The organism is Streptomyces sp. NPDC021562 (assembly GCF_040640875.1).
Lineage (GTDB): Bacteria > Actinomycetota > Actinomycetes > Streptomycetales > Streptomycetaceae > Streptomyces.
This window is the reverse complement of sequence record NZ_JBFACN010000002.1, coordinates 53,064-79,619: the sequence shown is the minus strand read 5'-3', so window position 1 is coordinate 79,619 and position 26,556 is coordinate 53,064. Positions and strand designations below refer to the sequence as shown.

Sequence of the window (26,556 nt, the reverse complement as noted above, 5' to 3'; positions counted from 1 at the left end):
CCCTGCCCCGCACTCCGTCCCTCGCGTACGATTCCCCCACCATGTGGATTAGGTAAGGCTAACCTCAGGAAAGGGCCGTCGCAGGGTGACCGCAGAGACGTACCGAGACCCCTGGGGCATCCCTCATCTGCGTGCGGGGAACGCCCGTGAACTCGCCCGCGCGCAGGGCCGGGTCACCGCCCACGACCGGGCCTGGCAACTGGAGACGGAGCGGCACCGGGCCCAGGGCACGTCGGCGTCCTTCCTCGGCGCCCCGGCCGCCCCCTGGGACGTCCTCGTCCGCCACGCCCGCCTCGCGGACACCGCGAGACGCTGCTTCGAGGCGCTGGAGGGACGGGACCCGGAGACGGCGCAGTGGGTACGGTCGTACACGGCCGGCGTGAACGAGGGGCTGGCGGCCGGTGCCGCCCGTACCCCCGAGTTCGCCTGCACCGGACTGGTCCCCGGCAGCTGGGAGCCCTGGCACCCGCTCGCCGTCTGGCTGGCCACCCACCTCCTGTTCGCCGGATTCCCCGCCAAGCTCTGGCGCGAGCGGGCGATACGGCACCTGGGCGAGGAGTCGGTCCCGCTCTTCGCCACGGACGGGCCGGCCACCGCGGGAAGCAACGGCTGGCTGCTGACGGGCGCCCGTACCTCCACCGGGAAGGCGCTGATCGCGGGCGACCCCCACCGCTTCATCGAGGCCCCCGGCGTCTACCAGCAGATCCGGCTCTCCTGCCCGGAGTTCGACGTCGTGGGCCTGGCCGTCCCCGGCGTCCCCGGCATCGCCCACTTCGCGCACACGGGCACGGTCGCCTGGGCCATCACCAACGCGATGGCCGACTACCAGGACCTCTACCGGGAGCGCCTGCGCCGCACGGAGAGCGGAGTGGAGGCGCTGGGCCCGGACGGCACCTGGAGTCCGGCCCACCGGCACACGGAGACGGTCCCGGTGGCAGGACGGCCCCCGCTCGAGATCGAGGTGATCGAAACCCCCCGAGGCCCCCTGATCACCCCCCTGCCCCCGGCCGCCGCCCAACAGCCGCAGGCCGCCGGCGGTGAAGCCGAGGCGCTGGCCCTGCGCCACCCGCCCCGCGTCACCCACGACCTCGGCTTCACCGCCCTCCTCCCCCTCCTGCGCGCCCGCAGCGTGGCCGACGTCGACCGCGCCCTGGACGCCTGGGCCGAGCCGGTGAACGTCGTCCACGCGGCCGACACCGCCGGCGGCACCCTGCACCGCGTCGCCGGCCGCGTCCCCGTCCGCTCCCGCACCAACCGCACCCGACTCGCCCCCGCCTGGCTCCCCGGCCACGCATGGCGGGGCTGGCACGAGCTGCCGTACGGCGAACTCACCGACGGCGCCGCCGTGATGGCGAACCAGCGCGGCCCCGCCGCTCCCCTCGGCGTCGAGTTCGCCCCGCCCCACCGCGCCGACCGCATCCGCGCCCTCCTCGACGGGCGCCGCACCTGGTCCGCCGCCGACCTGCCGGCGATCCACATGGACACCCACCTCGCCTCCGCCGCGCCCCTCCTGGACCGCATCGCCGCGCTCGACCGCCTCACTCCCGAGGCCGCCGGTCTCCGCGACCGCCTGCTCGCCTGGGACCGCCGGATGGACGCAGGCAGCACCGCCGCCGCCGGCTACGCGGCCGTACGCTCCGCGGTCGTACGGCACCTCGCCGCCCACCCCGTCTTCGCCGCCCTCGCCGAACCCCCGTCCGCTGCCTGCCCGGAGCCCCTGCTCCCCTGGCTCGCCCTCACCCCGCGGATCGGCTTCGCCCTGGAACACCTGCTCAGCGCGGAGGAGTTGTACGGCATCGACCGCCCCGCCGTCGTACGCGCCGCGCTCGAAGAAGTGGCCGCGGACGTCGCCGGTGACGTAGCCGCGGGCCGGCCCGCCCGGACCTGGGGCGACACGCACCGCCTCGCCCCCTGGCAGGCGCTGCCCGGACGGCCGTACGAGGGTCCCGCGCTCTCCGGTGACCACGACTGCGTGCTGTGCACCTCCGCCGTCCCCGGTGTCACCGACCTCGCGGTGCGCGGCCCGGCCGCCCGTTACGTCTGGGACCTGGCCCGCCGCGACGACAGCCTCTGGGTGGTGCCGCTCGGCGCGGACGGCGTCCCCGGCGCGGCCCACCACAACGACCAACTCCCCCTGTGGCTCTCGGGGGGCCTGGTCCCGGTCGTCACCGACTGGGACCGGCTGGAACGCGTGGACCTCACCGACACGGAAGAAACCGAAGAGACCGAAGAGACCGATGCCTGAACAGCCCCCCTTCGAACACACCGTCACCGGCTTCGGCACCGTGCGCCTGCGCCCGCTCGATCCGGAACGCGACGCCGACACCGTGCACTCCTGGGTCACCGGGGAACGCGCCGCCTTCTGGGGCATGACCGGCCTCACCCGCGACCAGGTCGCCGACATCTACGCCCATATGGCGGGCCTCGACACCCATCACGCCCACCTCGCCGAGCGGGACGGTGTCCCGGTCGCGCTCCTCCAGACGTACGAGCCGCAGGCGGACCGGGTGAGCGAGTGCTACGACGCCCGCCCCGGCGACATCGGCGTGCACGTCCTGCTCGCCCCGGCCGGCCCCGAGGGCCCTCGCCCCGGCTGGACGGGGTCCCTGCTCCGCGTCTTCACCGAGTACGTCTTCCGCGCCCTGGACCGCCGCCGCATCGTCGTGGACCCGGACGTCCGCAACGAGAAGGCGATCGCCCGCTTCCGGAGCCAGGGTTTCGAGCTGGGCCCGGCCGTCGTACTCCCGGAGATCGACCTCCCGGACGTGTACCTGCCCGAGAAGCACGCCCGACTGGCGTTCCTCACGAGGCGAGATGATTGCCGGGTGAAATGAGTGCCGCGCGCCTCCCATCCGTATGACCGAAGAACACGTGTTTCCGAACTCGGAGCGGGTGAAGTGCGCGAACACCACGACCGACGGCGCCCCACCGCCCCCCGCAGGGCAACCCCCCACAGGGCGGCCCTGCGGACGGCCGCCCTCCTGGGCACCCTCCTCACCGCCCTGTTCCTCGCCTCCGCCGCCCCCGCCTCCGCCCACGCGGCCCTGCGCGGCAGCGACCCCGCCGACGGCGCCGTGCTCAAGTCGGCCCCCGGCTCGGTCACCCTGACGTTCACCGAGTCCGTCGGCCTGCTCGACGACTCGTTCCGGGTGTACGACCCCACCAACCACCGGGTGACCACCGGCGCCGCCGAACACGGCCCGGCCGGCGCGGACACCGCCCGGATCACCTTCCCGAAGAAGCTCGGCACCGGCACGTTCACCGTGGCCTGGCGGGTCGTGTCGGCGGACAGCCACCCGGTCTCCGGCGCCCTCACCTTCTCCGTGGGCAAACCGTCGGCGACCGTCGCGGCCGTCCCCAACGGCCCGGTCGAGAACCCGGTCACCGAAGGCCTCTACAACATCGGCCGGTACCTCGCCTACCTCGCCGTGGCGCTGCTGATCGGCGCGGCCGCCTTCGTCGCCCTGTGCCGCCCGCCGGACCCGGCGCCGCTGCGGGCACCGGTCCGGACGGCCTGGTGGGTCCTGCTGGGGGCCAGCCTCTTCCTCCTGGTCCTGCGCTCCTCGTACGAGGAGGGCACCTCCCCGGTGACCGCCCTCGACCTGTCCGCCCTCGCCAAGTCGACGACGGGCCGCCCGGGTCTGGCCCTGCTGACCAGGGTGGCGCTCCTGGCGGTCGTCGCGGGCCTCCACCTGTTCCTCGGCCGCGGGGGAGCGGACCGTTCCCGCCCGCTCCGTCCGACCCGCCCCGTCCTGGCCGCGGGCACCGCCCTCGCCGTCGCCCTGGCGCTGACCTGGGCGGCGGCGGAGCACGCGTCGGCCGGTATCCAGGTGCCCCTGGCGATGACCTCGACGGTCCTGCACCTGCTGGCGATGGCGCTGTGGCTGGGCGGTCTCACGGCCCTCCTCATCACCCTCCAGCGGGGCAGCATCCCGCTGCCCGCCGCGGTCGTCACCCGTTTCTCGCGGGTGGCGTTCGTCTCGGTGGCGGTCCTCGTCGTCACCGGCGTCTACCAGTCCTGGCGGGGCCTCGGCTCCTGGCAGGCGCTCACCGACACGTCGTACGGCAGGCTGCTGCTCCTCAAGCTCGCCGCCGTGATCCTGCTCCTGGGGGCGGCCTCCCAGTCCCGCCACTGGACGGCGAAGCTGGCGGCGGCCCGGCCCGCGACACCGGCCCGCACCCGGATCCCGGAACCGGTCGGCGCCCTGGCGACAGGGTCACCGGAGACCGCGGCGTCCGAGGTCTCGTCGTCCGAGGCCGAGTGGTCCGAGGCCGCGGCGTCCGCAGTCCCGGCGTCCACGGTCCCGGCGTCCACGCCTCCGGTGTCCGCGGCTTCGTCGTCGTCCCACTCCCCGGCGGCCGGGCCGTCGTCCTCGGCGGGGACGCCCGGGTCCGAACCGCGGCGGTCCGACGCCGAAGCCTCCGCGGAGCAGGCCCCTCCACCCGGCTCCGACCTCCGCGCCGCCCTGCGCCGCTCGGTCCTCGCCGAGGTCGGCGTCGGTGTCCTCGTCCTGGTCCTCACCACGATCCTCACCGGCACCCTGCCCGGCCGGGCAGCGGCCGAGGCGGCCGAGTCGGGCACGGCGTCGGGCGCGCTCGGCATCCCCGCGGCGGCCGTCGCCATGGTCCCCTTCGACGTGGGCACCCCGAACGGCCACGGCAAGGTGCAGATCACCCTGGACCCGGGCCGGGTCGGCAAGAACTCGGTGGAGGCGGTCGTCTTCGGCCCCGACGGCGGCATCTCCACCGTCCCGGAACTGCGCCTCTCCTTCACCCTCGCCGCCCAGAAGATCGGCCCCCTGCCCGCGGGCCTGGCGGACCGGGGCGGCTACTGGGCCACCAACGCCGTCAGCATCCCCCTCGCGGGCGAGTGGACGATGAACGTGACCGTACGGATCTCCGACCTGGACCAGGTGACCGTGACGAAGAAGATCAGGATCGCCGCTTAGTGCAGTCGGGCAGCGCTCGAGCAAGGGGCTCATGACGCCCTGGTCGAGTCCGAGGCGGCTGAGAATGCGTACCGTTCTGTGGCGATCGACTGAGACCAGTGCGCCGGGTCACACCTGCTTGACGACGATGGTGTCCGGGAGGAGCCTCTCCAAGTCGTCCACGTCCGAGGTGAAGACGGTGACCTGCCCCTTTTGTCGGCGCGCGATGACAGCGAGCACGGCATCGATGGCGTACTTGTGACCATGCAGCTTGGAGTCGGCCAGGAGGCGCCGGGCCTGGCGGGCTTCGTCCTTGCCGATTTCGGCGACCCTGAGCCGGGAGAGCACCCAGTCCCAGCGCTGCTCGGTGGTTCTGCCGTCGAACGCCTCGACCAGTGTCATGGGAGATGTCACCACCTCGGCCTCACCCGCGGCTGCGAGGTCGAGCCAGGCGATCATTCTGCGGTCGCCGCGCACGGCCAGGGACAGGGCCTCGCAGTCGAGTACGAAGACGCGCAGTGGCCGCTGCCTGTGCTCACCGGCGCGCTTCTTCACGCGGCCTCTCCGGCGTCGTGCCCTCCGGCCGTGCGGCGGCGCTCGTGCTCGGCGTCGAGATCGTCCAGTTCCGAGAGTGCTGCCGCGCGCTCGTCCTCGGTGACCGCGCCGTGTTCCTCCTGCAACCAGTCGACCAGCTCCAGCAGCCGGTCCCGATCGCGCCTGAATCGCAGCGCTTCGGTGACGTACGCCGAAAGTCCCCGCTCAGCCGCGTCGGCGCGGATCTCGTCCAGGAGCTCTTCGGGGATCGTCACCGTTACTTTCTTGGTTGCCATACAAGCCACCATACTCTTGGTATGAATGCCCCTACCAGGTGTGGACGCGGCTGCTCCGGCGGAGAAACGCCAGAGGGCCGGGCCACTTTCGTGGTCCGGCCCTCTGAGCTGGCGGAGGATACGAGATTCGAACTCGTGAGGGGTTGCCCCCAACACGCTTTCCAAGCGTGCGCCCTAGGCCTCTAGGCGAATCCTCCGGTGGGAACATTACATGACCGAGAGGAGTGCTCGCGAACTCGTTCCTACCCGCTGACGTCGGGTACTCTGTGCGGAGCCCCTCACGCGGCGCTATCTGACTGAACTCCCCCAGGGCCGGAAGGCAGCAAGGGTAGGTTGGCTCTGGCGGGTGCGTGGGGGGCGCTTGCGTTCGCCGGTCGGGGGTCTTCGGCGGGGTGGGTTGTCAGTGGGCGCCTATAACCTCGTAGGTGTGTCGTCTCTCGCGCTGTACCGCCGCTATCGCCCGGAGTCGTTCGCCGAGGTCATCGGGCAGGAGCATGTCACCGACCCGCTGCAGCAGGCGCTGCGGAACAACCGGGTCAATCACGCGTACCTGTTCAGCGGGCCGCGTGGGTGCGGGAAGACCACCAGCGCGCGGATCCTGGCGCGCTGCCTGAACTGTGAGAAGGGGCCCACGCCGACCCCCTGCGGTGAGTGCCAGTCCTGCCGCGACCTCGCCAGGAACGGCCCGGGATCCATCGACGTCATCGAGATCGACGCGGCCTCTCACGGTGGTGTGGACGACGCCCGTGACCTGCGCGAGAAGGCCTTCTTCGGACCCGCGGGCAGCCGCTACAAGATCTACATCATCGACGAGGCCCACATGGTCACGTCGGCCGGCTTCAACGCCCTGCTCAAGGTCGTCGAGGAGCCCCCGGAGCATCTGAAGTTCATCTTCGCCACCACCGAGCCCGAGAAGGTCATCGGGACCATCCGGTCCCGTACCCACCACTATCCGTTCCGGCTGGTGCCGCCGGGGACGCTCCGGGAGTACCTCGGCGAGGTGTGCGGCAAGGAGCAGATCCCCGTCGAGGAGGGTGTGCTGCCGCTCGTCGTGCGGGCCGGTGCCGGGTCCGTGCGTGACTCCATGTCCGTCATGGACCAGCTGCTCGCCGGGGCCGGCCCGGAGGGTGTGACCTATGCCATGGCCACCTCGCTGCTCGGTTACACGGACGGGTCCCTGCTCGACTCCGTCGTCGAGGCGTTCGCCACCGGGGACGGTGCCGCCGCCTTCGAGGTCGTGGACCGCGTCATCGAGGGGGGCAACGACCCACGGCGCTTCGTCGCCGACCTGCTGGAGCGGCTGCGGGACCTGGTCATCCTCGCCGCCGTCCCGGACGCCGCGGAGAAGGGGCTGTTCGACGCCCCCGCCGACGTCCTCGAACGCATGCAGGCCCAGGCGAGCACCTTCGGCGCGGCCGAGCTCAGCCGCGCCGCCGACCTCGTCAACGCGGGGCTCACCGAGATGCGCGGCGCCAACTCCCCGCGCCTCCAGCTGGAGCTGATCTGCGCCCGGGTGCTGCTGCCGGCCGCGTACGGCGACGAGCGGTCCGTCATGGCCCGCCTCGACCGGCTGGAGCGGGGCGTCAACTTCTCGGGCGGTGGCGCCGCGCCCGCGATGGGGTACGTCCCCGGGCCCGACGCGCACCAGCAGGTCCCGGGCGGCGCTCCGGCCGGGCCTCCGGTTCCGCCGGGAGGCGGGATGGCGGCGGCACGGGCCGCCGTACGAGGGGGAGCGGCACCGACGGCCACGCCTCCCGCGCCGACACCGGTCCAGCAGCCCCCGACCCCCGCGCCGGCACCTGCGGCACAGCCCGTACGACCGGTTCCTCCGGTCCAGCAGTCCCCCGCCCCCGCCGCAGCGGCTCCCGGCCCCGCGTCCGCGCCGGCCGCCCCCGCGCCGGGCGCCTGGCCCACGGCGGCCCCCGCGGGCGGCGGCGGCGCCCGCCGCCCCGGCGGCTGGCCCACCGGCGCGAGCACGGGCGCGGGTACCGGTCCGGGCGGCCCGGCGGCTTCCCGGCAACCCCCGGCCTCCGCCCCCGCGCCGACCCCGGCCCCGGCCCCAGCCCCCCAGGCCCCGGCGGCCCAGGCGCCTTCAGCAGCGCCCGCCGGCGGTCTCGACCCCCGTGTCCTGTGGCCGAACATCCTGGAGGCGGTCAAGAACCGGCGCCGTTTCACCTGGATCCTGCTCAGCCAGAACGCCCAGGTCACCGGCTTCGACGGCACCACCCTCCAGATCGGCTTCGTCAACGCGGGCGCCCGCGACAACTTCGCGAGCAGTGGCAGCGAGGACGTGCTGCGGCAGGCGCTGTCCGAACAGTTCGGTGTGCAGTGGCGGATCGATGCGGTCGTCGACCCCACGGGCGGCGGTGGCGGAGGCGGCGGCCCGGTCGGATCCGCCCCGGCGGGCTCCGGGTACGGCGGCGGCCAGCCCGGCGGCGGCTACGGCGGCGCACCGGCGGCGTCCGGATACGGCGGTGGCTACGGCGGCCCGGCCGCGGCCGCTCCGGGCCGCCCGGCGTCCCAGCCCGCGTCTTCGCCGCCCACCGCGACGGCCCAGGCACCGGTGGCGGCCTCGACGCCCGCCGCCCCTCCGCCCAGCGCCCCGGAACCGCCCCCGGTGTCCCCCGAGGACGACATCCCCGAGGACGACGACCCCGACCTCGACGAGTCGGCCCTCTCCGGCCCCGAACTGATCATGCGGGAGCTGGGCGCGACCGTGGTGGAGGAGATCCGGAACGAGTAGCGAGGGGCCTTCGGCGGGTCGGCCATGGCGGCGGCCCCACCCTTGGAGGAACCTCCAGCCGACCCGCCCGGCTACGCTGGCCCCGTGAAGGTCCTCGTCATCGGCAGCGGCGCCCGCGAACACGCCCTGTGCCGCTCCCTGTCCCTCGATCCCGACGTCACCGCGCTGCACTGCGCCCCCGGCAACGCCGGCATCGCCGAGGTGGCCGAGCTGCACCCGGTCGACGCCCTCGACGGCGCCGCCGTCACCGCGCTGGCCCGGGAACTCGGCGCCGACCTCGTCGTGGTCGGCCCGGAGGCCCCGCTCGTCGCCGGGGTCGCCGACGCCGTGCGCGAGGCGGGCATCCCGGTCTTCGGCCCCTCCGGGGAAGCCGCGCGGATCGAGGGGTCCAAGGCGTTCGCCAAGGACGTGATGGCGGGGGCCGGAGTCCCCACCGCACGTTCGTACGTATGCACGAACGCCGAGGAGGTGGCCGAGGCCCTCGACGCCTTCGGGGCGCCGTACGTCGTGAAGGACGACGGGCTCGCGGCCGGCAAGGGCGTCGTCGTCACCGATGACCTCGACGCCGCCAAGACGCACGCCGCCGGGTGCGAGCGGGTGGTCATCGAGGAGTTCCTCGACGGCCCCGAGGTCTCCCTGTTCGCGATCACCGACGGCGAGACGGTCCTGCCGCTCCAGCCCGCCCAGGACTTCAAGCGCGCCCTGGACGACGACCAGGGCCCGAACACCGGCGGCATGGGGGCGTACTCCCCGCTGCCCTGGGCCGACCCCAAGCTGGTGGACGAGGTCCTGGAGACGGTTCTCCAGCCGACGGTGGACGAGATGCGGCGGCGCGGCACCCCGTTCTCCGGGCTGCTCTACGCCGGGCTCGCGATCACCTCGCGCGGTGTCCGGGTCATCGAGTTCAACGCCCGCTTCGGCGACCCGGAGACCCAGGTGGTCCTGGCCCGGCTGAAGACACCGCTGGCCGGGGTCCTGCTGGCCGCCGCGACCGGCACCCTCGCCGACCTGCCCCCGCTGCGCTGGACCGAGGACGCGGCGGTCACCGTCGTCGTCGCCTCCCACAACTACCCCGGCACCCCGCGCACCGGCGACCCCATCACCGGTCTCGACGCGGTGGCCGCCGAGGACGCCCCGTACGCCTACGTCCTGCACGCCGGGACGAAGCACGAGGGTGACGCGGTCGTCAGCGCCGGTGGGCGCGTCCTCTCCGTGACCGCGACCGGCACGGACCTGGCCGAGGCCCGGGAGCGCGCGTACACCGCCGTGGCCCGGATCGGCCTCGACGGCTCCCAGCACCGTACGGACATCGCGGCGAAGGCGGCGGCCGGGGCCTGACGCCACGGCGGCGGCGCTTTTCCGCACCCTTTCGACTCTCTTGTTCCTGATCAGGCCCCGGACCCGAAATCCGGGGCCTGATCCTTGCTGTCTGTCGATCACCTCTGACCAAAGCCATTCCATCGAGTGACCGATGCCCCATCCGGCTGACGGGGGCCGGGGCCCCAACTAGGGTGCGGCGCAAGGATTCCGGCACTTGGCCCACCGGCATTGCGATGTCAGTGGCGGGTGCCACAGTGGGGGAGTGAGCAACAGCCAGGACAGCGCCAGGACAGCAGGGAGGGGGTGAGGGCGGGTCGTGACCGGAATCGGTGTGGAGGCGGGGGCACAGGCGGCCCGTGCGCGGGCGCTCGCCGTGCTGCGCGTCCGCGGCCGTGCCCTGGCCGTGGCGCTGCTTCCCGCGGCGGCCACGGTGATCCTGCTGGCCGGCGGTGTCACCGGCCACCTCGTGGGCCGGGGCTGGGACACCGTCCGCTGGGCCGTCGGCGTGCTCGCCCTGCTCGTCCTGCTGGCCGCCGCCGGTGTCGCCGTGGTCGTGGCCCGCGCCCGGCCGGCCGTGACACCCACGGTCCCGATACCGGAGGAGTCCGCACCGGACCTGTACCGGATGGTCCGCGACCTCGCCGACCGCCTGGCCGTCCCGGCGCCCTCCGCGATAGCGCTCACCCCGGACTGCGACAGCTGGCTGGAGGACCGCACCCACCCGGCGCACGGCCCGCCCGCCCCTCACCGCGGCGACGAGCTGGGCGACCCCGGGGCGCACCGCCGTACCCCGGCCGCGCCCGTCCTCGTCATCGGCTCCCCGTTCCTGTGGTGGATGCGCGTGGGCGAGCTCCGCGCGGTCCTCGCCCCGGTCGTCGCCGGTACGGGGCCCTCGGCGCACCCCGACATAGCGGCCGCCCGCCGCTTCGTCCGCGGCCTGGACGCCGCGGTGGCCGTCGCGACGTCCCCGCGCCGCCCGGCGGGCCGCCTGCTGTGCGGGGGAGTGGGCTGGGTGGCCCGGCTGCTGCTGCGCGGCTGCCGGGAGCACGCGGCCCTCATGGAGCGCGGGGTGGCCGCCGCCGCGGCGGAGCGGGCCCAGGCCGTGGACTACGGGCTGCGGATCGTCGCCCAGGAGCAGGTCGGTCTGGCGTACGCGGGCTGGGACCGGCTGCTCACCCGGGTCGCGCTGCCCGCGTGGCGGATGGGCCGCTGGCCCTCCCGGCTGGACGCGGGCGTGGTCGCGGCGCTCACCGAGCTGTCCCGGCGGGACCGGCTGGCCGAGGGGTTCGCCTCCCGGCTGGGCGAGCGTCCGGCCTGTGACCTGCTGGAGGAGCCGGGGCTGGTGGACGAGGCCGCCTCGCTGCTCGCCGCCCGCCTCTTCCACGGCGGCCCCGCCGAGCCCGGCCCGGCCTGGGCGCCGGTGGACTGGCAGGAGTATCCGGACGAGGTCGTCGACCGCACCTGGCGGACGGAGGCGGCCAGGCTGCACCGCGTCCTGGACTCCCTGGGCGTCCGGGCCACCCTCGACCCCGGCGCGCCCGACCCCGGTGGCCCCACCCTGGCCCGGGTCCTGGACCACCTCACCGCCACCCCCGACCGCACCGCCCACGAAAGCCGCCTCCGGACCGACGCAGAGCACCTCCCCGCCAAGGGCGCCCGCGCCGAGCACTCCCCGACGGACGAGGACCGCCTCCGGACCGACGCGGAGCGCCTTATGACCGACGGCGACCACCCCTCGGCCGACGCGAACCGCCCCTCGCCCCGCGCCGAGCACTTGCCGACGGACGAGAACGGTCCCCCGGCCGACGCGGACCGTCTCCCGGCCGACGCGAACCACCCCCCGCCCGGCACCGAGCACCCCCCGGCCGCCGACACCGAGCACCCCCCGCCCGACGACGAACACAAACCGGCGCCCACCGAGCACCCCCCGCCCTACGACGAACACCCCCCGCTCTACGACGACGAGCCCACCGGTACCGAGCGCAGTGTCGCTCTCGCCGCCGGTCTCACCGCCGCTCTCGCCCAGGAGGAACGCGAGCAGGCGGCCGTCGGCGCGACCGCCACCGCTGCCGCCCGCCCCGGCTCCGCCGGCACCGCCGGGCAGGCAGGCCTCGGCTGCCCCCTCTGGGACGACGGCGCGCTGCCCCTCTTCCCGCTCCAGCCACCGCGCACCGCCCGGGAACTCCTCGCCGACCACGTCAAGGCGATGGTGTGCTGCGCGGCCATGGACACCGCCGGGGCCACCCCCGGCCTGGACTGGCTCGACGGCCCGTCCCTGATGGTCGACGGCGTGCGGGCCGCCGACCTGACGCCCAGAGTCCTCAGCCTCATCGAGGAGGGAGACCCGGCCCCGCTCCGCGCCTGGCTGGTCGAGTCCGGGATACGCCCCGAGAAGCCCGTCCGGCTGGTCTGACCTGCGGCGTTTCGGCGCCTTAGCGGAGCGAACTGTTCCACTTCCGGCAAATTCGCAACGAACCGTGACAGGATGCGTGCGTTATGTGATGTGCTTGGACCGTTCGGTGAATGGCAAGCGCATCCGACATAAGGCAACCGACATAAGACATCCGACATAAGACGAACGCATCCGGCACGAGGCGACCCGAGGACAGGCGCCACCGTCACCGCCCGAACAGCAAGCGCACGTCGACTCGTATCAGCACACCTCACGGGGGCACGAGGGAGGGGAGCCACCATGGCATCGGACCACATCCGCCGCTGGGAGTCGGGAGCACTCGCGCACGCCGTCACGGACCCCTTCGGCCTGGGGCCGGTTCCCTGGCTGCGCGGCAGCGAGACGTATTTCGACGACACCGGACACGTCGTCCCCTGGTACGTGGACCCGGGCGTCCAGCCGACCGGCGGGAACCCGCGGATCCCCGCACCGCGCAAAGCCGTCGGTCCCCGCTCGGCGGACGACGTGCACCGTCAGATCAAGGGGTTCACCTCGACCGGAGCGGTCGCCCCCGGCGAGGCCGTCGACTTCCACGTCACGGTCGACCCGCCGCAGGAGTTCAGCGTCGACGTCTACCGCATCGGCCACTACGGCGGCGACGGCGCGGCGAAGATCACCACCAGTCCCCGGCTGTCCGGCATCGTGCAGCCGCCCCCGCTGGCCGCCGACCGTACGGTCTCCTGCCACCACTGGTGGCTGTCCTGGCGGCTGCAGGTCCCGTCGTACTGGAGCATCGGCGCGTACGTCGCCGTGCTGACCACGGCCGACGGCTACCGCTCGCACGTCCCCTTCACGGTCCGCGACAACCACCCGGCCGACCTGCTCCTCCTGCTGCCTGACATCACCTGGCAGGCCTACAACCTCTACCCGGAGGACGGCCGTACCGGCGCCAGCCTCTACCACGCCTGGGACGAGCGGGGCCGGCTGCTCGGCGAGGCGGACGCGGCGACCACCGTCTCCTTCGACCGGCCGTACGCGGGCGCGGGCCTGCCCCTGCACGTCGGGCACGCCTACGACTTCATCCGCTGGGCCGAGCGCTACGGCTACGACATCGCCTACGCCGACGCCCGCGACCTGCACGCCGGCCGCGTCGACCCGACCCGCTACCGGGGCCTGGTCTTCCCGGGCCACGACGAGTACTGGTCGCAGCAGATGCGCCGTACGGTCGAGCTGGCCCGGGACAGCGGCACCAGCCTCGTCTTCCTCTCCGCCAACACCATGTACTGGCAGGTGGAGTTGGGGCCCTCCCCGTCCGGGGTCGCGGACCGCCTGCTGACCTGCCGGAAACGCAAGGGTCCGGGCAGGCCCGTGCTCTGGCGTGAGATCGACCGGCCCGAACAGCAGACGGTCGGCATCCAGTACGCGGGCCGGGTGCCCGAGCCGTCCCCGCTGATCGTGCGCAACGCGGACCACTGGCTCTGGGACGCCACCGGCGCCCACGACGGCGACGAACTCCCCGGCCTGGTGGCGGGCGAGGCGGACCGTTACTTCCCGCGCACCGCGCTGCCCGAGCACGAGGAGCGCATCCTGCTCGCGCACTCCCCCTACACGGACAACGACGGCGTCCTGCGCCACCAGGAGACCTCCCTCTACCGCGCCCCCTCCGGCGCGCTGGTCTTCGCCTCCGGGACCTTCGCCTGGTCCCCGGCCCTGGACCGCCCCGGCCACATCGACTCCCGCGTCCAACGCGCCACCGCCAATCTCCTGGACCGGATCTGCAAACGCGACTGACCCGTGCCGGGGCCACGCGGCCCCCGTGTCCGCCGTCGGCCCGGCATACGGGAGAATCGAGGGCATCTGTACAGAACCACGGGGAGGAACCGTGTCCGGATTCGTCGAAAAGCCCGAGCCCGTGGAGGTCCCGGGTCTGGTGCATCTGCACACCGGCAAGGTGCGCGAGCTGTACCAGAACGAGGCGGGCGACCTCGTGATGGTGGCCAGTGACCGTCTGTCGGCCTACGACTGGGTGCTGCCGACCGAGATCCCCGACAAGGGCCGGGTGCTCACCCAGCTCTCCCTGTGGTGGTTCGACAAGCTCGCCGACCTCGTCCCGAACCACGTCATCAGCACCGAGCTGCCCGAGGGCGCCCCCGCCGACTGGGCGGGCCGCACCCTGGTCTGCACGTCCCTGAAGATGCTCCCGGTCGAGTGCGTGGCCCGCGGCTACCTCACCGGCTCGGGCCTCGCCGAGTACCAGGAGTCCCGTACGGTCTGCGGGCTCGCGCTGCCCGAGGGCCTGGTCGACGGTTCCGAGCTGCCCGGCCCGATCTTCACCCCGGCCACCAAGGCCGAGGTCGGCGAGCACGACGAGAACGTGTCGTACGAGGAGGTCGCCCGGCAGGTCGGCGCCGAGACGGCCGCCCAGCTGCGCCAGACCACCCTCGCGGTGTACGGCCGTGCCCGGGACATCGCCCGGGACCGGGGGATCATCCTGGCCGACACGAAGTTCGAGTTCGGCTACGACAACGACACCCTGGTCCTCGCCGACGAGGTCCTCACCCCGGACTCCTCCCGGTTCTGGCCGGCCGACGAGTGGCAGCCGGGCCGCGCCCAGCCGTCGTTCGACAAGCAGTACGTGCGCGACTGGCTGACCTCGGCCGAGTCCGGCTGGGACCGCCGCGGCGAGCAGCCTCCGCCGGCGCTGCCGGAGCGGGTGGTCGAGGCGACCCGGGCGAAGTACATCGAGGCGTACGAGCGCCTGACGGGCCAGAGCTGGGCCTAGGGACCGCCGCGACAGGCGCCAGGCACGAAGAAGACCCCGGTCCGGTGGACCGGGGTCTCATCCCGAGCGGACGACGAGGCTCGAACTCGCGACCTCAACCTTGGCAAGGTTGCGCTCTACCAACTGAGCTACGTCCGCATGCGCCGTGGCGCGAGAGCAACTATACCCAACCTCGCTCCCGTGCGAGACGCACTGCCGCATGACGGTTCTCCGCACCGAGTTTGGTGACGGCGGAGGAGAGGTAGTTGCGCACGGTCCCCGGGGACAGCGCGGCCCGCTCGGCGATCTCGGTGACCGGCGCCCCGTCGGCCGCCAGTTCCAGTACCTCGGCCTCCCGGCTGGTCAGCGGCGAGTCCCCGGCGGAGATGGCGTCGGCGGCCAACTCCGGGTCGATGTAACGGTTTCCCGCGTGCACGGTGCGGATGATCTCGGCGAGCCGCTGGGCGCTGACCGTCTTCGGGACGAACCCCCGGACACCCGCCGCGAGCGCCCGTTTCAGATGCCCGGGCCGTCCGTGGCCGGTCACGATCAGCACCCGGCAGCCGGGCAGTTCGGTCCGCAGCGATGTGGCCACCTTCACACCGTCCGCCCCGGGCATCTGGAGGTCCAGCACCACCACGTCCGGCCGGTGGGCGCGCGCCATGGCCAGCGCCTCCGGCCCGCTCGCCGCCTCCGCGACCACGACCAGATCGTCCTCCAGTCCCAGCAGGGCGGCCAGCGCGCCCCGGATCAGATGCTCGTCGTCGGCCAGCAGCAGCCGCACCGCGGACGTCATGAGGTGACTCCGCTCGCACTCGGATCGGCCGTACGACCGGACAGCGGCACCGAGGCCACCACCCGGAACCCGTCCGTTCCCACCGGCCCGGCCTCCAGCGTCCCGCCCACCCCCGCGAGCCGCTCCCGCAACCCGACCAGCCCGGACCCGGCTCCCCCGCCGCCCCCGCCCCGGGAACCGCCGACGGTTCCGGCGCCGTCCGCAGCGCCGCCCCCAAAACCGCTGACGAGCCCGCCGGCTGCCTCCGCGGCACTCGCCCCCGGGCCGGTGGCGGTCGGGACCCGGACAGCGGAGCCGACCCCTGGACCGGCCGGCAGTCCGGCTTCCTGCACCACTGTCCCGGCAGTTCCTGTCCGGTCCGGGGACCCGGTGGCTCCGGCCGCCCCCGACGCGCTCCCGCCCCCTGCCGCACGCGCGGGCGCGGCGCCGTCGTTCTCCACCGTCAGCACCACAGATCCCTCCCGTATCCGCACCCCCACCGCACACCGTCCCGCGTCCCCGTGCCGCAGCACGTTCGTGGTCGCCTCCCGCACCACCCACCCGAGTGCCGACTGCACCTCGGCGGGCAGCCCGGTGGTGTCCCCGGTCACCTCGCAGGAGATCCCGGCCGCGGCCAACACCCCCTGTGCGCCGGTGAGTTCGGCGCCCAGATCGGCGTCCCGGTACCCCCGGACGACGGCCCGTACCTCCCGTTGCGACTCCTGCGCGATCCGCTGCACCTCGACCATCTGCTCGACGGCCTCGGGCCGTTCGCGCCGGGCCAGCTGCACCGCCAGTTCGCTCTTGAGGGCGATGACGGCCAGGTTCCGGCCGAGGACGTCGTGCAGGTCGCGACCGAACCGCAGCCGCTCCTCGGCCACGGCGAGCCGGGCCCGGGTCTCACGGGCCTCGTCGAGTTCGTAGACGGCGTTCAGCAGCCACACGGAGAAGATGGCGGTGGCGGCGAGGAAACCGCCGGCCAGCAGCACCACGAACCCAGCGACCAGCGCGGCCGGCCCGGGCACGCCCAGGGGGACGGAGACCGTCCCGGCCCCGCAGGCGAAGCCCACGACGGTGGCCACCACCTGCCGCCGGTCGCGGGCGCCGAGCGCCAGGGTGCCGGCGCCGAAGGCCGGCACCCCCACGAAGACGGAGGCCGCCGCCCCGTGGACCTGGTCCGGGCCGCCGTGTTCGCGCAGCACGAGGGCCGTGACGGCGACCGCGTAGCTGGCCGCGCCGAGCAGCCAGAGCAGCCGTACCGGGCGCTCCCGAAGCCCCCGCGCCCAGTCCAGGGCCCGGGAGGCGGTCAGCGCGCAGAGCGCCGCGTGCGCGACGACCAGCGTGGTCAGTCGGCCCCAGGGCGCCGGTTCGGCCTCCCCGAACGCGGGCAGCCCGATCGCCGTGACCTCGATCAGCGCGAAGAAGTGGAACGACCATCGTGTGTACGTCTCGACCTTGGCGGGGGTGGTCTTGCCCCGCCACCAGCCGCCTGCCCCGCCCATCTCGGTCCCGTCCTCCGTCAGCGCCGAGGTTCCCAGCGGAACCACCGCCGTACAGCAAACACGGCCACGACGGTCCAGGCCAGTGCGGTGAGCACGGTGCCGAAGGCGTCGTACGCGGTCAGTTCGCCGGTCCAGCCGGCCCGGACCAGCCGGACGGCCGGGGAGAGCGGGAGGAACGCGCAGACCGCGGAGACCCGGTCGGGCAGGAGGTCGGTGGGCACGACGATGCCCGAGCCCAGCATCGAGACGAAGATCAGCGGCAGCGCGGTGACCTGGGCGCTCTCGGTGGTGCGGGTGACGGCCGAGGTCAGTGCGGCGAGCGCGGCACTGAGCGACACGCCGGTGAGCAGTCCCAGCACGGTGAGGTACGGCGCCTTCGGCGCGCCCGCGTCGAGCAGGACCGTGCACCCGACGGCCAGTACCAGCGCCTGCGCCAGGCCGAGGCAGACGGCGGGCAGCGCGGTGCCGCCCAGGATCTCCATGTCGGTCGGCTCCCCGGTGCGCAGCCGCTTGAGGACGAGTTCCTCGCGGCGGGCCACGTACGCGCTGACCAGGGAGCTGTACACGGCGAAGAGGAAGGAGAAACCGATGGCGGCGGTGAGCATCACGGCGCCGAGGTTCCCCTTGAGGTCGCCCCGGTCGATCGCGGGCCGCGCGGTGAGCGGCAGCGCGAGAGGCACGAGCAGTGCGGTGACCACGGCGCTCCGGTTCCGCGCGAGCAGCGCGAACTCCGCCCGTGCCAACGCCCGGACCCGCCGCCGTGACCGGCTCCCGAATCCGGTGGACCGGCTGAACCCGGTCCGGCCCGGTGTGGCCGTCGACTCGTTCGGGAAGCTCATGCCGCCGCCCCCGTCTCCCGTGCGATGCCCAGGAAGGCCTCCTCCAGCGAGGCCGAGCGCATGTCGAGGGAGTGCAGTTCCACCCGTGACTTCTCGGCCCAGGACAGCAGGGCGGTGGCGGTGCGCTGCAACTCCGGTGTCCGCAGGCGTACCACGTCTCCGTCCAGTTCGTGTTCGCTCACCCCCAGCGGGCCGAGTGGTGGCAGGTCGCCCAGGAAGTAGCCGGGGGGCAGCCGGAAGGAGATCCGGGCGGGCCGGGAGGCGGTCACCTCGGCCGGGGTCCCGGTCACCGCGATGCGCCCCGCGTGCAGGATCGCGAGCCGGTCGGCGAGGGTCTCGGCCTCCTCCAGGTAGTGCGTGGTGAGCAGCACGGTCGTGCCGGTGTCGCGCAGTGCGCGGACCAACTCCCAGGTGGCCCGGCGGCCTTCGGCGTCGAGGCCGGTGGTCGGCTCGTCCAGGAACAGCACCTCGGGCCGGCCGAGCAGGGCCAGCGCGAGGTCGAGACGGCGGCGCTCGCCGCCGGAGAGCTGCTTGACGCGCACGTCCGTCCTGCCGCCGAGCCCGACCAGGCCGAGCGCCTCGGCCGGCGGCCGGGCGCCGGTCGTACAGCCGGACCACATGCGTACCGTCTCGGCGACGGTCAGTTCGGCGGGGAAGCCGCCCTCCTGGAGCATGACGCCGGTGCGCGGACGTACGGCGGCCCGCTCGCGGTAGGGGTCGTGTCCCAGGACCCGTACCCGGCCGCCGTCCGGTGGCGCGAGACCTTCCAGGAGTTCGACCGTGGAGGTCTTTCCGGCTCCGTTGGTGCCCAGCAGCGCGTAGATCTCGCCGCGGGCCACGGAGAAGTCGATTCCGCGGACCGCCGCGAACCCGCCCCCGTAGACACGGCGGAGATCTGTGACCTCAATCACGCGTTCGTGTTCGCTGTGTTCCATGGCTCAAGCGTCCCGGCGGCCGGGGCGCGGCAGCAGTGCGCGGTGTCATCGCTCGCCATGACAAATGTCAGTGCAGTGCCGGCCGAAAGCGGCCGAGGGCACGAAAAAACCCCAGTCGATGACTGGGGTTTCTCGTGGAGCCTGGAGCGGACGACGAGGCTCGAACTCGCGACCTCAACCTTGGCAAGGTTGCGCTCTACCAACTGAGCTACGTCCGCACTGCTCCCGACCGGCTCCCACCGATCGGTGCGAGCACCAGCCTACCTGATCCACAAGCTGCTCAGGACCGGCGGTGCAGAGCGGGTGACAGGAATTGCACACTGCGCCTTCCCCCTGGAAGGGGGATGTTCTGCTACTGAACTACACCCGCATGTACTCCGTGGGCTTCGGCTTTTCGGCCTCGCCCCTCGGCGTGCTCCAGACATTAGCTGATCAGCAGGGGGGTAGCGCAAGTCGGCTGTCCCCAGGGGTGGCTGACGCACCCTGGGGGCAGCCGACCGCCCTGTCACTGGGCGGCGCTGAACGCCTCGTAGACCTTCTTCGGAATGCGTCCGCGCGCCGGGACGTCCATCTTGTTCGCCTGTGCCCAGGCGCGGACGGCCGCCGGGTCGGGGGCGACCTCCGTCTGCTTGTACGCCTTGCCCGACTTCGACCGCTTGCGGCCGGCGACCACGAACGGCTCCAGGGCGGTCCGCAGTTTCTCGGCGTTGGCTTGATTCAGATCGATCTCGTACGACTTGCCGTCGAGTCCGAAGGCGATCGTTTCCGCCGCTTCCGAGCCGTCGATGTCGTCAAAGAGAGTGACCACGACCTTCTGCGCCACGAATATCGGTCCCTTCGTGTGGCACGTCTATCCAGCTCATCACAGCTCAACGGTGATGCGGCGATGACATGCCGAGTATCGGCTATTGCCAATTCATTTGTACAGTGCCTGGCAATACAAAGTGAAGCTCGACTAAATCCGCCGCGTGTCCCACGCGCAATAGACTCCGCGGGCGAACCCGGGGAACTTTCCCAGAACTTTTCGTGTGGATCCCCCGCCGTCACCCGATCGTGATGCGGCTCACGTAGTTTCCTACAACTCTACCCGCGTAGAAATTGGGAGCGGGTAGTCTGAAGGCACCAGCTCAGCACCAACACCGGGAGTGCCAGTGGCACGCGTCGTAGTCGACGTCATGCTCAAGCCGGAGATCCTCGACCCCCAGGGCCAGGCGGTCCAGCGTGCGCTGCCGCGCCTGGGTTTCGACGGCATCTCCGACGTACGTCAGGGAAAGCGATTCGAACTGGAAGTGGACGGGCCGGTCGACGAGGCCGCGCTCGCCCGCATCCACGATCTTGCGGAATCCTTCCTCGCCAACACCGTGATCGAGGACTTCACCGTCAAGGTGGAGGAAGTCGCGGAGGCGGCGAAGTGACCGCTCGTATTGGCGTCGTCACTTTCCCGGGCAGCCTCGACGACCGGGACACCCAGCGCGCCATCCGGCTCGCGGGTGCGGAACCGGTCGCCCTCTGGCACAAGGACAAGGACCTCCACCAGGTCGACGCGGTGGTCCTTCCCGGTGGTTTCTCCTACGGCGACTATCTGCGCGCGGGCGCCATCTCCCGCTTCTCGCCGGTGATGGAGACCGTCATCGAGCAGGCGAAGGCCGGCCTCCCGGTCCTCGGCATCTGCAACGGCTTCCAGATCCTCACCGAGGCCCACCTGCTCCCGGGCGGCATGCTCGGCAACGACCACCTGCACTTCATCTGCCGCGACCAGAAGCTGCGGGTGGAGAACGCGGACACGGCCTGGACGACGGACTACTCCGCGGGCCAGGAGATCCACATCCCGCTGAAGAACATGGACGGCCGCTACGTGGCCGACGAGTACACGCTCGACCAGCTGGAGGCGGAGGGCCGGGTCGCGTTCCGTTACGTCGACTTCAACCCCAACGGCAGCCTCCGCGACATCGCCGGCATCACCAACGAGGCCGGGAACGTCGTCGGCCTGATGCCGCACCCGGAGCACGCCGTCGAGCCGCTCATCGGCTCCGGCCGCACCGACGGTCTCCCGTTCTTCACCTCGATCCTCAAGAAGCTGGTGGGCGCATGAGCCGGACGCCTCTGGACACGGTCGAGCACGCGGCCGCGACCCCCGACGTCGAGCTGCCCTGGGCCGAACTCGGTCTGAAGAAGGACGAGTACGAGCGGGTGGTGGAGATCCTCGGCCGCCGCCCGACCGGCGCCGAACTCGCCATGTACTCGGTCATGTGGTCCGAGCACTGCTCGTACAAGTCCTCCAAGGTCCACCTCCGCCAGTTCGGCGAGAAGGCCCCGCAGTCCGACGCGCTGCTCGTCGGCATCGGCGAGAACGCCGGTGTGGTCGACGTCGGCCAGGGCTACGCGGTCACCTTCAAGGTCGAGTCGCACAACCACCCGTCGTACGTCGAGCCCTACCAGGGCGCCGCGACCGGCGTCGGCGGCATCGTCCGCGACATCATCGCGATGGGCGCCCGGCCGGTGGCCGTGGTCGACCCGCTGCGCTTCGGCGCGGCCGACCACCCCGACACCAAGCGCGTCCTGCCCGGCGTCGTCGCCGGCATCGGCGGCTACGGCAACTGCCTGGGCCTGCCGAACATCGGCGGCGAGGTCGTCTTCGACGCCTGCTACCAGGGCAACCCGCTGGTCAACGCCGGCGCGATCGGCGTCATGCGGCACGAGGACATCCACCTCGCCAAGGCCTCCGGCGCGGGCAACCAGGTCATCCTGTACGGCGCGAGGACCGGCGGCGACGGCATCGGCGGCGCGTCGATCCTGGCCTCCGAGACCTTCGACGACGCCAAGCCGTCCAAGCGCCCCGCGGTCCAGGTCGGCGACCCCTTCCAGGAGAAGCTCCTCATCGAGTGCACCCTGGAGGCGTTCCGGGAGAAGCTGGTCGTCGGCATCCAGGACCTCGGCGCCGCGGGTCTGTCCTGCGCCACCTCCGAGCTCGCGTCCAACGGCTCCGGCGGCATGCGCGTCACCCTGGACGACGTACCGCTGCGCGACTCCACGCTCTCGCCCGAGGAGATCCTCATGAGCGAGTCGCAGGAACGCATGTGCGCGGTGGTCGAGCCGGCCAAGGTCGCCCGTTTCCTGGAGATCTGCGAGAAGTGGGATGTCATCGCCACCGTCATCGGTGAGGTGACCGACGGCGACCGTCTGGAGATCTTCTGGCACGGCGAGAAGATCGTGGACGTCGACCCGCGCACGGTCGCGCACGACGGCCCGGTCTACGAGCGCCCGTACGCCCGCCCGTCCTGGCAGGACGAGCTCCAGGCGGACGACGCGAACAAGCTGCCGCGACCCGCCACGGCGGCGGAGCTGAAGCAGCAGGTCCTGCAGCTGGTCGGCTCCCCGAACCAGGCCTCGAAGAAGTGGATCACCTCGCAGTACGACCACTTCGTGCAGGGCAACACCGTGCTGGCCCAGCCCGAGGACTCGGGCATGATCCGCATCGACGAGGAGACCGGCCTCGGCGTGGCCATCGCCACCGACGGCAACGGCCGGTACGCCAAGCTGGACCCGTACGCGGGCGCCCAGCTGGCCCTCTCCGAGGCCTACCGGAACGTGGCGACCACGGGCGCCAAGCCGCTGGCCGTCTCCGACTGCCTGAACTTCGGCTCGCCCGAGGACCCGGCGGTGATGTGGCAGTTCGCCGAGGCCATCCGCGGCCTCGCCGACGCCTGCCAGCAGCTGGGCACCCCGGTGACCGGCGGCAACGTCTCCCTCTACAACCAGACGGGCGAGGCGGCCATCCACCCCACCCCGGTGGTCGCGGTCCTCGGTGTCATCGACGACGTCGCCCGCCGCACCCCGGTCGCCTTCCAGGAGGAGGGGCAGCTGCTCTACCTCCTCGGCGACACCCGTGAGGAGTTCGGGGGCTCGGCCTGGTCCCAGGTCGTCCACGACCACCTGGGCGGCCTGCCCCCGAAGGTGGACCTGGAGCGGGAGCGGCTGCTGGCCGAGATCCTGATCTCCGCCTCCCGCGACGGCATGATCGACTCCGCCCACGACCTGTCCGACGGCGGTCTGATCCAGGCCGTGGTCGAGTCCGCGCTGCTCGGCGGCAAGGGCGCGCGGCTGGTCGTACCGGACGGGCTCGACGCGTTCACCTTCCTGTTCTCCGAGTCGGCGGGCCGCGCGGTCGTCGCCGTGCCGCGCTCGGAGGAGGTCCGCTTCAACGACATGTGCGGCGCCCGGGGTCTGCCGGTCGCCCGCATCGGTGTCGTGGACGGCGACGCGGTGGAGGTCCAGGGCGAGTTCAGCCTCACCCTGGCGGAGCTGCGCGAGGCCCACGAGGGCACGATCGAGGCGCTGCTGGCGTAGCCGGCCGCAGAACGGACGAAGGCCCCGCCCGGATGCTCTTCCGGGCGGGGCCTTCTCGGGTCGCCACCCGGAGCCCTCGGCCGTGGGTACGGGTCGGTGACCGCCCGACCGTCGGACCGACGGAATACGCTCGCCGTCATGCCTACCGTCAGGAAACGCGCCAGGACGTACGACCCCGTCAGGACCCGTACGGCGGTCCTCGACCAGTTCTCGCACGTGCGGGACGCGGTCCGCGCCCTCACCCCCGAGCAGCTCGCCCTCCCCACCCGGCTCGGTGAGTGGAGCGTGCGGGACCTCGTCGCCCACCTCGGGATGGCGGTCACCGCCGTGCACCGGGCCCTGGCCGAGCCCGAGCCCGCACGGGCGGACGCGACCCCGCTGGACTGGCCGTTCCGGACCGCCGCCAACTCCGCGGCCATCGCCGACTTCACCCGGCGGCTCGCCGCCGAGCACCCCGACCTCGACGCCTACCTCACCGACATCGACGCGAGCTTCCGCGCCCTGCTCGCCGAGTACCCCGGCACCCGGCTGCTCGCCACCAGCGCCGGCGCGATGTCCCTGGACGACTACCTGGTCACCCGTGCCGTCGAGCTGGTCGTCCACACCGACGACCTCGACGCCGCCGTGCCGGGGCTCCAGGTGGCGTACGACCGGCAGGCGCTGGCCGCCTGCACCCGGCTGCTCGCCGACGCGCTCGCCGTGAAGGCGCCCGGCGGCTCCACCGAGGTGCGTGTGCCGCCGTACGCCGTGGTGCAGTGCGTCGAGGGGCCCCGGCACACCCGGGGCACCCCGCCGAACGTGGTCGAGACCGACCCGCTGACCTGGATGCGGCTGGCCACCGGGCGGCTGGGGTGGACGCAGGCGGTGGCGGACGCGATGGTCGACGCGAGCGGGGAGCGGGCGGACCTCGGGGCGTACCTCCCCCTGATGGGCTGACGGAACCGATCACCCCGTGCGTTCCGTCGAATCGGTATGTACGGGTACAAGCAGCGCACGCGGCCCAGGGCCCCGGCCATGACGGCGGTCGCCGTGCTCGTCACGCTCGCGGCGGCCTGCGCGGGCGGGAAGGACGGCTCCGTGAGCGACCGGCAACCGGTGACCGGCATCGAGTGGACCGTCGACAGCGTGACCGTCGACGGCACCACCCACCGCGCGCCGGCGCCCGCCCATGTGAAGATCGAGGACGGCAGGGCCGCCGGCAGCTACGGCTGCAACCGGTTCAGCGCCACCGCCGAGGTCACCGGCGACCTGATCCGGCTCAGCCACGCCCGCTCCACCCGGATGGCCTGCGACGAAGCCCGCATGACCTTCGAACGCGCCCTCGCCCGCACCCTCGCCGCCGGCCCGCTCACCACCCGGACCGAGGGCCGGAACCTCACCCTCACCACCCCCGGCGGAGACCGGGTCCAGCTGTCCAGGAAGTGAACCGGGCCGCCCGAATCATGTGCGACACCTCACTCAGAGATACGGTACGAGGGGGTTGCGCCGACCGCGGTCCGCACGAACAGGGCCCGTCTGGAGAATCCTCCCACCGCGCTGACCAGCAAAAATGGAGAAAGCTACGACCGCGGTCGCGATCGTAGATCCATTACGGCCGGGAATCCCCAATTCGGACCAGTGGTCGACCTCGCCTACACTCGGTGTCGTGCCACGTGGTGACGGTCTCCTCAATCACGATCTGCTCCCCGGCGAGAAGGGCCCCCAGGACGCTTGCGGCGTCTTCGGTGTCTGGGCTCCCGGTGAAGAGGTCGCCAAGCTCACGTACTTCGGGCTGTACGCCCTCCAGCATCGGGGCCAGGAGTCCGCGGGTATCGCGGTCAGCAACGGCTCCCAGATCCTCGTCTTCAAGGACATGGGCCTCGTCTCCCAGGTCTTCGACGAGACTTCGCTCGGTTCCCTGCAGGGGCATATCGCGGTCGGTCACGCCCGTTACTCGACCACCGGTGCCTCCGTGTGGGAGAACGCCCAGCCGACGTTCCGTGCCACCGCGCACGGTTCGATCGCGCTCGGCCACAACGGCAACCTGGTCAACACGGCGCAGCTCGCCGAGATGGTCGCCGAACTCCCCAAGGACCACAACGGCCGCTCCACCCGGGTCGCGGCCACCAACGACACCGACCTGCTCACCGCGCTGCTCGCGGCCCAGGTCGACGAGAACGGCAAGCCGCTGACCATCGAGGAGGCCGCGCACGTGGTCCTCCCGCAGGTGCGGGGCGCCTTCTCCCTCGTCTTCATGGACGAGCACACCCTCTACGCCGCCCGTGACCCGCAGGGCATCCGCCCGCTGGTCCTCGGCCGCCTCGAGCGCGGCTGGGTGGTCGCCTCGGAGTCCGCCGCGCTCGACATCTGCGGCGCCAGCTTCGTCCGCGAGATCGAGCCGGGCGAGTTCGTCGCCATCGACGAGAACGGCCTGCGCACCTCCCGCTTCGCGGACGCGAAGCCCAAGGGCTGTGTCTTCGAGTACGTGTACCTGGCCCGCCCCGACACCGACATCGCCGGGCGGAACGTCTACCTCTCCCGCGTGGAGATGGGCCGGATGCTCGCCAAGGAAGCCCCGGTCGACGCCGACCTGGTGATAGCGACCCCGGAGTCCGGCACGCCCGCCGCCGTCGGCTACGCGGAGGCCTCGGGCATCCCCTTCGGCAACGGCCTGGTCAAGAACGCCTACGTCGGCCGGACCTTCATCCAGCCCTCGCAGACCATCCGGCAGCTGGGCATCCGCCTGAAGCTGAACCCGCTGAAGGAAGTCATCAAGGGCAAGCGCCTGGTCGTCGTCGACGACTCGATCGTGCGCGGCAACACGCAGCGCGCGCTGGTGCGGATGCTCCGGGAGGCGGGCGCCGCCGAGGTCCACATCCGGATCTCCTCGCCGCCGGTCAAGTGGCCGTGCTTCTTCGGCATCGACTTCGCCACCCGCGCCGAGCTGATCGCCAACGGCATGACCATCGAGGAGATCGGCACCTCGCTCGGCGCCGACTCGCTGGCGTACATCTCCATCGACGGCATGATCGAGGCGACCACCATCGCCAAGCCGAACCTGTGCCGCGCCTGCTTCGACGGCGAGTACCCGATGGAGCTCCCGGACCCCGAGCTGCTCGGCAAGCAGCTCCTGGAGACCGAGCTGGCGGCCGGTCCGGCAGCCACGGCCGCGGCCGACGCGATCCGTCGTCCGTAAGCCCTGTCA

At 72.6% G+C, this 26,556-nt stretch carries 21 protein-coding genes, 4 tRNA genes and 1 other RNA gene; 15 read left to right on the top strand and 11 right to left on the bottom strand.

Annotated elements, in window-relative coordinates:
• The first annotated feature begins 85 nt into the window (after positions 1–85).
• From AB0G52_RS02745 to AB0G52_RS02735, 3 genes are all read left to right on the top strand, one after another.
• Positions 86–2,245: a penicillin acylase family protein gene (locus AB0G52_RS02745; RefSeq protein ID WP_361333062.1), complete on the top strand. Its 2,160-nt coding sequence runs from the start codon at positions 86–88 to the stop codon at positions 2,243–2,245.
• A complete protein-coding gene (locus AB0G52_RS02740) occupies positions 2,238–2,834 on the top strand; it encodes a GNAT family N-acetyltransferase (protein WP_132888225.1) in 597 nt (198 codons plus the stop codon). The genes AB0G52_RS02745 and AB0G52_RS02740 overlap by 8 nt, the downstream gene beginning before the upstream one ends.
• Positions 2,835–2,981: 147 nt before the next feature.
• Complete coding sequence (locus tag AB0G52_RS02735; protein ID WP_361333673.1) at positions 2,982–4,949, top strand: copper resistance protein CopC; 1,968 nt, start codon at positions 2,982–2,984, stop codon at positions 4,947–4,949.
• Between the two features lie 108 nt (positions 4,950–5,057).
• Here AB0G52_RS02735 and AB0G52_RS02730 read toward each other — a convergent pair whose 3' ends face one another.
• The 3 genes from AB0G52_RS02730 to AB0G52_RS02720 form a co-directional block, all read right to left on the bottom strand.
• Positions 5,058–5,483: a hypothetical protein gene (locus AB0G52_RS02730; RefSeq protein ID WP_132888224.1), complete on the bottom strand. Its 426-nt coding sequence runs from the start codon at positions 5,481–5,483 to the stop codon at positions 5,058–5,060.
• The gene (locus AB0G52_RS02725; protein ID WP_132888223.1) at positions 5,480–5,758 is read right to left on the bottom strand and encodes a CopG family transcriptional regulator; all 279 of its coding nucleotides are present in this window, start codon (positions 5,756–5,758) and stop codon (positions 5,480–5,482) included. Before AB0G52_RS02725 ends, AB0G52_RS02730 begins: the two co-directional genes overlap by 4 nt.
• 109 nt (positions 5,759–5,867) lie before the next feature.
• Positions 5,868–5,955: transfer RNA gene (locus AB0G52_RS02720), tRNA-Ser, on the bottom strand.
• A gap of 72 nt (positions 5,956–6,027) precedes the next feature.
• Here AB0G52_RS02720 and ffs point away from each other — a divergent pair.
• From ffs to AB0G52_RS02690, 6 genes are all read left to right on the top strand, one after another.
• An RNA gene (ffs, locus tag AB0G52_RS02715) (signal recognition particle sRNA small type) lies at positions 6,028–6,126 on the top strand.
• A gap of 59 nt (positions 6,127–6,185) precedes the next feature.
• Positions 6,186–8,501, top strand: a complete 2,316-nt coding sequence (locus AB0G52_RS02710) for a DNA polymerase III subunit gamma and tau (RefSeq protein WP_361333058.1) — start codon at positions 6,186–6,188, stop codon at positions 8,499–8,501.
• Positions 8,502–8,585: 84 nt separating this feature from the next.
• The gene (purD, locus tag AB0G52_RS02705) at positions 8,586–9,839 is read left to right on the top strand and encodes a phosphoribosylamine--glycine ligase (protein ID WP_361333055.1); all 1,254 of its coding nucleotides are present in this window, start codon (positions 8,586–8,588) and stop codon (positions 9,837–9,839) included.
• Between the two features lie 298 nt (positions 9,840–10,137).
• Entirely contained in the window at positions 10,138–12,234 is a 2,097-nt protein-coding gene (locus AB0G52_RS02700; RefSeq protein ID WP_361333052.1) for a hypothetical protein, read from the top strand.
• Positions 12,235–12,513: 279 nt separating this feature from the next.
• A complete protein-coding gene (locus tag AB0G52_RS02695; RefSeq protein WP_132888219.1) occupies positions 12,514–14,004 on the top strand; it encodes a N,N-dimethylformamidase beta subunit family domain-containing protein in 1,491 nt (496 codons plus the stop codon).
• Between the two features lie 91 nt (positions 14,005–14,095).
• Positions 14,096–14,995 (top strand): phosphoribosylaminoimidazolesuccinocarboxamide synthase, encoded by a 900-nt coding sequence (locus AB0G52_RS02690; RefSeq protein ID WP_361333049.1) that lies wholly within the window; start codon positions 14,096–14,098, stop codon positions 14,993–14,995.
• Positions 14,996–15,060: 65 nt separating this feature from the next.
• Here the strand turns inward: AB0G52_RS02690 and AB0G52_RS02685 are convergent.
• From AB0G52_RS02685 to AB0G52_RS02650, 8 genes are all read right to left on the bottom strand, one after another.
• Positions 15,061–15,133: transfer RNA gene (locus AB0G52_RS02685), tRNA-Gly, on the bottom strand.
• A gap of 22 nt (positions 15,134–15,155) precedes the next feature.
• Complete coding sequence (locus AB0G52_RS02680; protein WP_361333046.1) at positions 15,156–15,770, bottom strand: response regulator transcription factor; 615 nt, start codon at positions 15,768–15,770, stop codon at positions 15,156–15,158.
• Entirely contained in the window at positions 15,767–17,251 is a 1,485-nt protein-coding gene (locus AB0G52_RS02675; protein ID WP_361333670.1) for a histidine kinase, read from the bottom strand. Before AB0G52_RS02675 ends, AB0G52_RS02680 begins: the two co-directional genes overlap by 4 nt.
• A gap of 17 nt (positions 17,252–17,268) precedes the next feature.
• Positions 17,269–18,090, bottom strand: a complete 822-nt coding sequence (locus tag AB0G52_RS02670) for an ABC transporter permease (RefSeq protein WP_361333043.1) — start codon at positions 18,088–18,090, stop codon at positions 17,269–17,271.
• Complete coding sequence (locus AB0G52_RS02665) at positions 18,087–19,025, bottom strand: ABC transporter ATP-binding protein (protein WP_361333040.1); 939 nt, start codon at positions 19,023–19,025, stop codon at positions 18,087–18,089. Before AB0G52_RS02665 ends, AB0G52_RS02670 begins: the two co-directional genes overlap by 4 nt.
• Positions 19,026–19,167: 142 nt before the next feature.
• Positions 19,168–19,243 (bottom strand) — tRNA-Gly (locus AB0G52_RS02660).
• Positions 19,244–19,323: 80 nt separating this feature from the next.
• A tRNA-Gly gene (locus AB0G52_RS02655) sits at positions 19,324–19,395 on the bottom strand.
• A gap of 135 nt (positions 19,396–19,530) precedes the next feature.
• Positions 19,531–19,848: an Lsr2 family protein gene (locus AB0G52_RS02650; protein ID WP_132888214.1), complete on the bottom strand. Its 318-nt coding sequence runs from the start codon at positions 19,846–19,848 to the stop codon at positions 19,531–19,533.
• A 328-nt stretch (positions 19,849–20,176) separates the two neighbouring features.
• Here AB0G52_RS02650 and purS point away from each other — a divergent pair, with 328 nt between their 5' ends.
• The 6 genes from purS (at position 20,177) to purF (ending at position 26,547) form a co-directional block, all read left to right on the top strand.
• Positions 20,177–20,440, top strand: a complete 264-nt coding sequence (gene purS / locus AB0G52_RS02645) for a phosphoribosylformylglycinamidine synthase subunit PurS (RefSeq protein WP_007383088.1) — start codon at positions 20,177–20,179, stop codon at positions 20,438–20,440.
• The gene (gene purQ, locus AB0G52_RS02640) at positions 20,437–21,117 is read left to right on the top strand and encodes a phosphoribosylformylglycinamidine synthase subunit PurQ (protein WP_132888213.1); all 681 of its coding nucleotides are present in this window, start codon (positions 20,437–20,439) and stop codon (positions 21,115–21,117) included. Before purS ends, purQ begins: the two co-directional genes overlap by 4 nt.
• Entirely contained in the window at positions 21,114–23,372 is a 2,259-nt protein-coding gene (gene purL / locus AB0G52_RS02635; protein ID WP_361333037.1) for a phosphoribosylformylglycinamidine synthase subunit PurL, read from the top strand. Before purQ ends, purL begins: the two co-directional genes overlap by 4 nt.
• Positions 23,373–23,510: 138 nt before the next feature.
• Entirely contained in the window at positions 23,511–24,308 is a 798-nt protein-coding gene (locus tag AB0G52_RS02630) for a sterol carrier family protein (RefSeq protein ID WP_361333034.1), read from the top strand.
• Positions 24,309–24,386: 78 nt separating this feature from the next.
• On the top strand, positions 24,387–24,797 hold the full coding sequence (locus AB0G52_RS02625) for an META domain-containing protein (RefSeq protein WP_361333031.1): 411 nt from the start codon (positions 24,387–24,389) through the stop codon (positions 24,795–24,797).
• 220 nt (positions 24,798–25,017) lie between these two features.
• A complete protein-coding gene (purF, locus tag AB0G52_RS02620) occupies positions 25,018–26,547 on the top strand; it encodes an amidophosphoribosyltransferase (protein WP_132888210.1) in 1,530 nt (509 codons plus the stop codon).
• Positions 26,548–26,556: the final 9 nt, after the last annotated feature.

Bases quoted from the DNA above. Each gene is read 5' to 3' on its own strand.
- purL (WP_361333037.1), top strand. From the start codon at position 21,114: ATGAGCCGGACGCCTCTGGACACGGTCGAGCACGCGGCCGCGACCCCC.
- AB0G52_RS02670 (WP_361333043.1), bottom strand. From the start codon at position 18,090: ATGAGCTTCCCGAACGAGTCGACGGCCACACCGGGCCGGACCGGGTTC.
- AB0G52_RS02740 (WP_132888225.1), top strand. From the start codon at position 2,238: ATGCCTGAACAGCCCCCCTTCGAACACACCGTCACCGGCTTCGGCACC.
- AB0G52_RS02625 (WP_361333031.1), top strand. From the start codon at position 24,387: ATGACGGCGGTCGCCGTGCTCGTCACGCTCGCGGCGGCCTGCGCGGGC.
- AB0G52_RS02695 (WP_132888219.1), top strand. From the start codon at position 12,514: ATGGCATCGGACCACATCCGCCGCTGGGAGTCGGGAGCACTCGCGCAC.
- AB0G52_RS02630 (WP_361333034.1), top strand. From the start codon at position 23,511: ATGCCTACCGTCAGGAAACGCGCCAGGACGTACGACCCCGTCAGGACC.
- AB0G52_RS02725 (WP_132888223.1), bottom strand. From the start codon at position 5,758: ATGGCAACCAAGAAAGTAACGGTGACGATCCCCGAAGAGCTCCTGGAC.
- AB0G52_RS02675 (WP_361333670.1), bottom strand. From the start codon at position 17,251: ATGGGCGGGGCAGGCGGCTGGTGGCGGGGCAAGACCACCCCCGCCAAG.
- AB0G52_RS02680 (WP_361333046.1), bottom strand. From the start codon at position 15,770: ATGACGTCCGCGGTGCGGCTGCTGCTGGCCGACGACGAGCATCTGATC.
- AB0G52_RS02665 (WP_361333040.1), bottom strand. From the start codon at position 19,025: ATGGAACACAGCGAACACGAACGCGTGATTGAGGTCACAGATCTCCGC.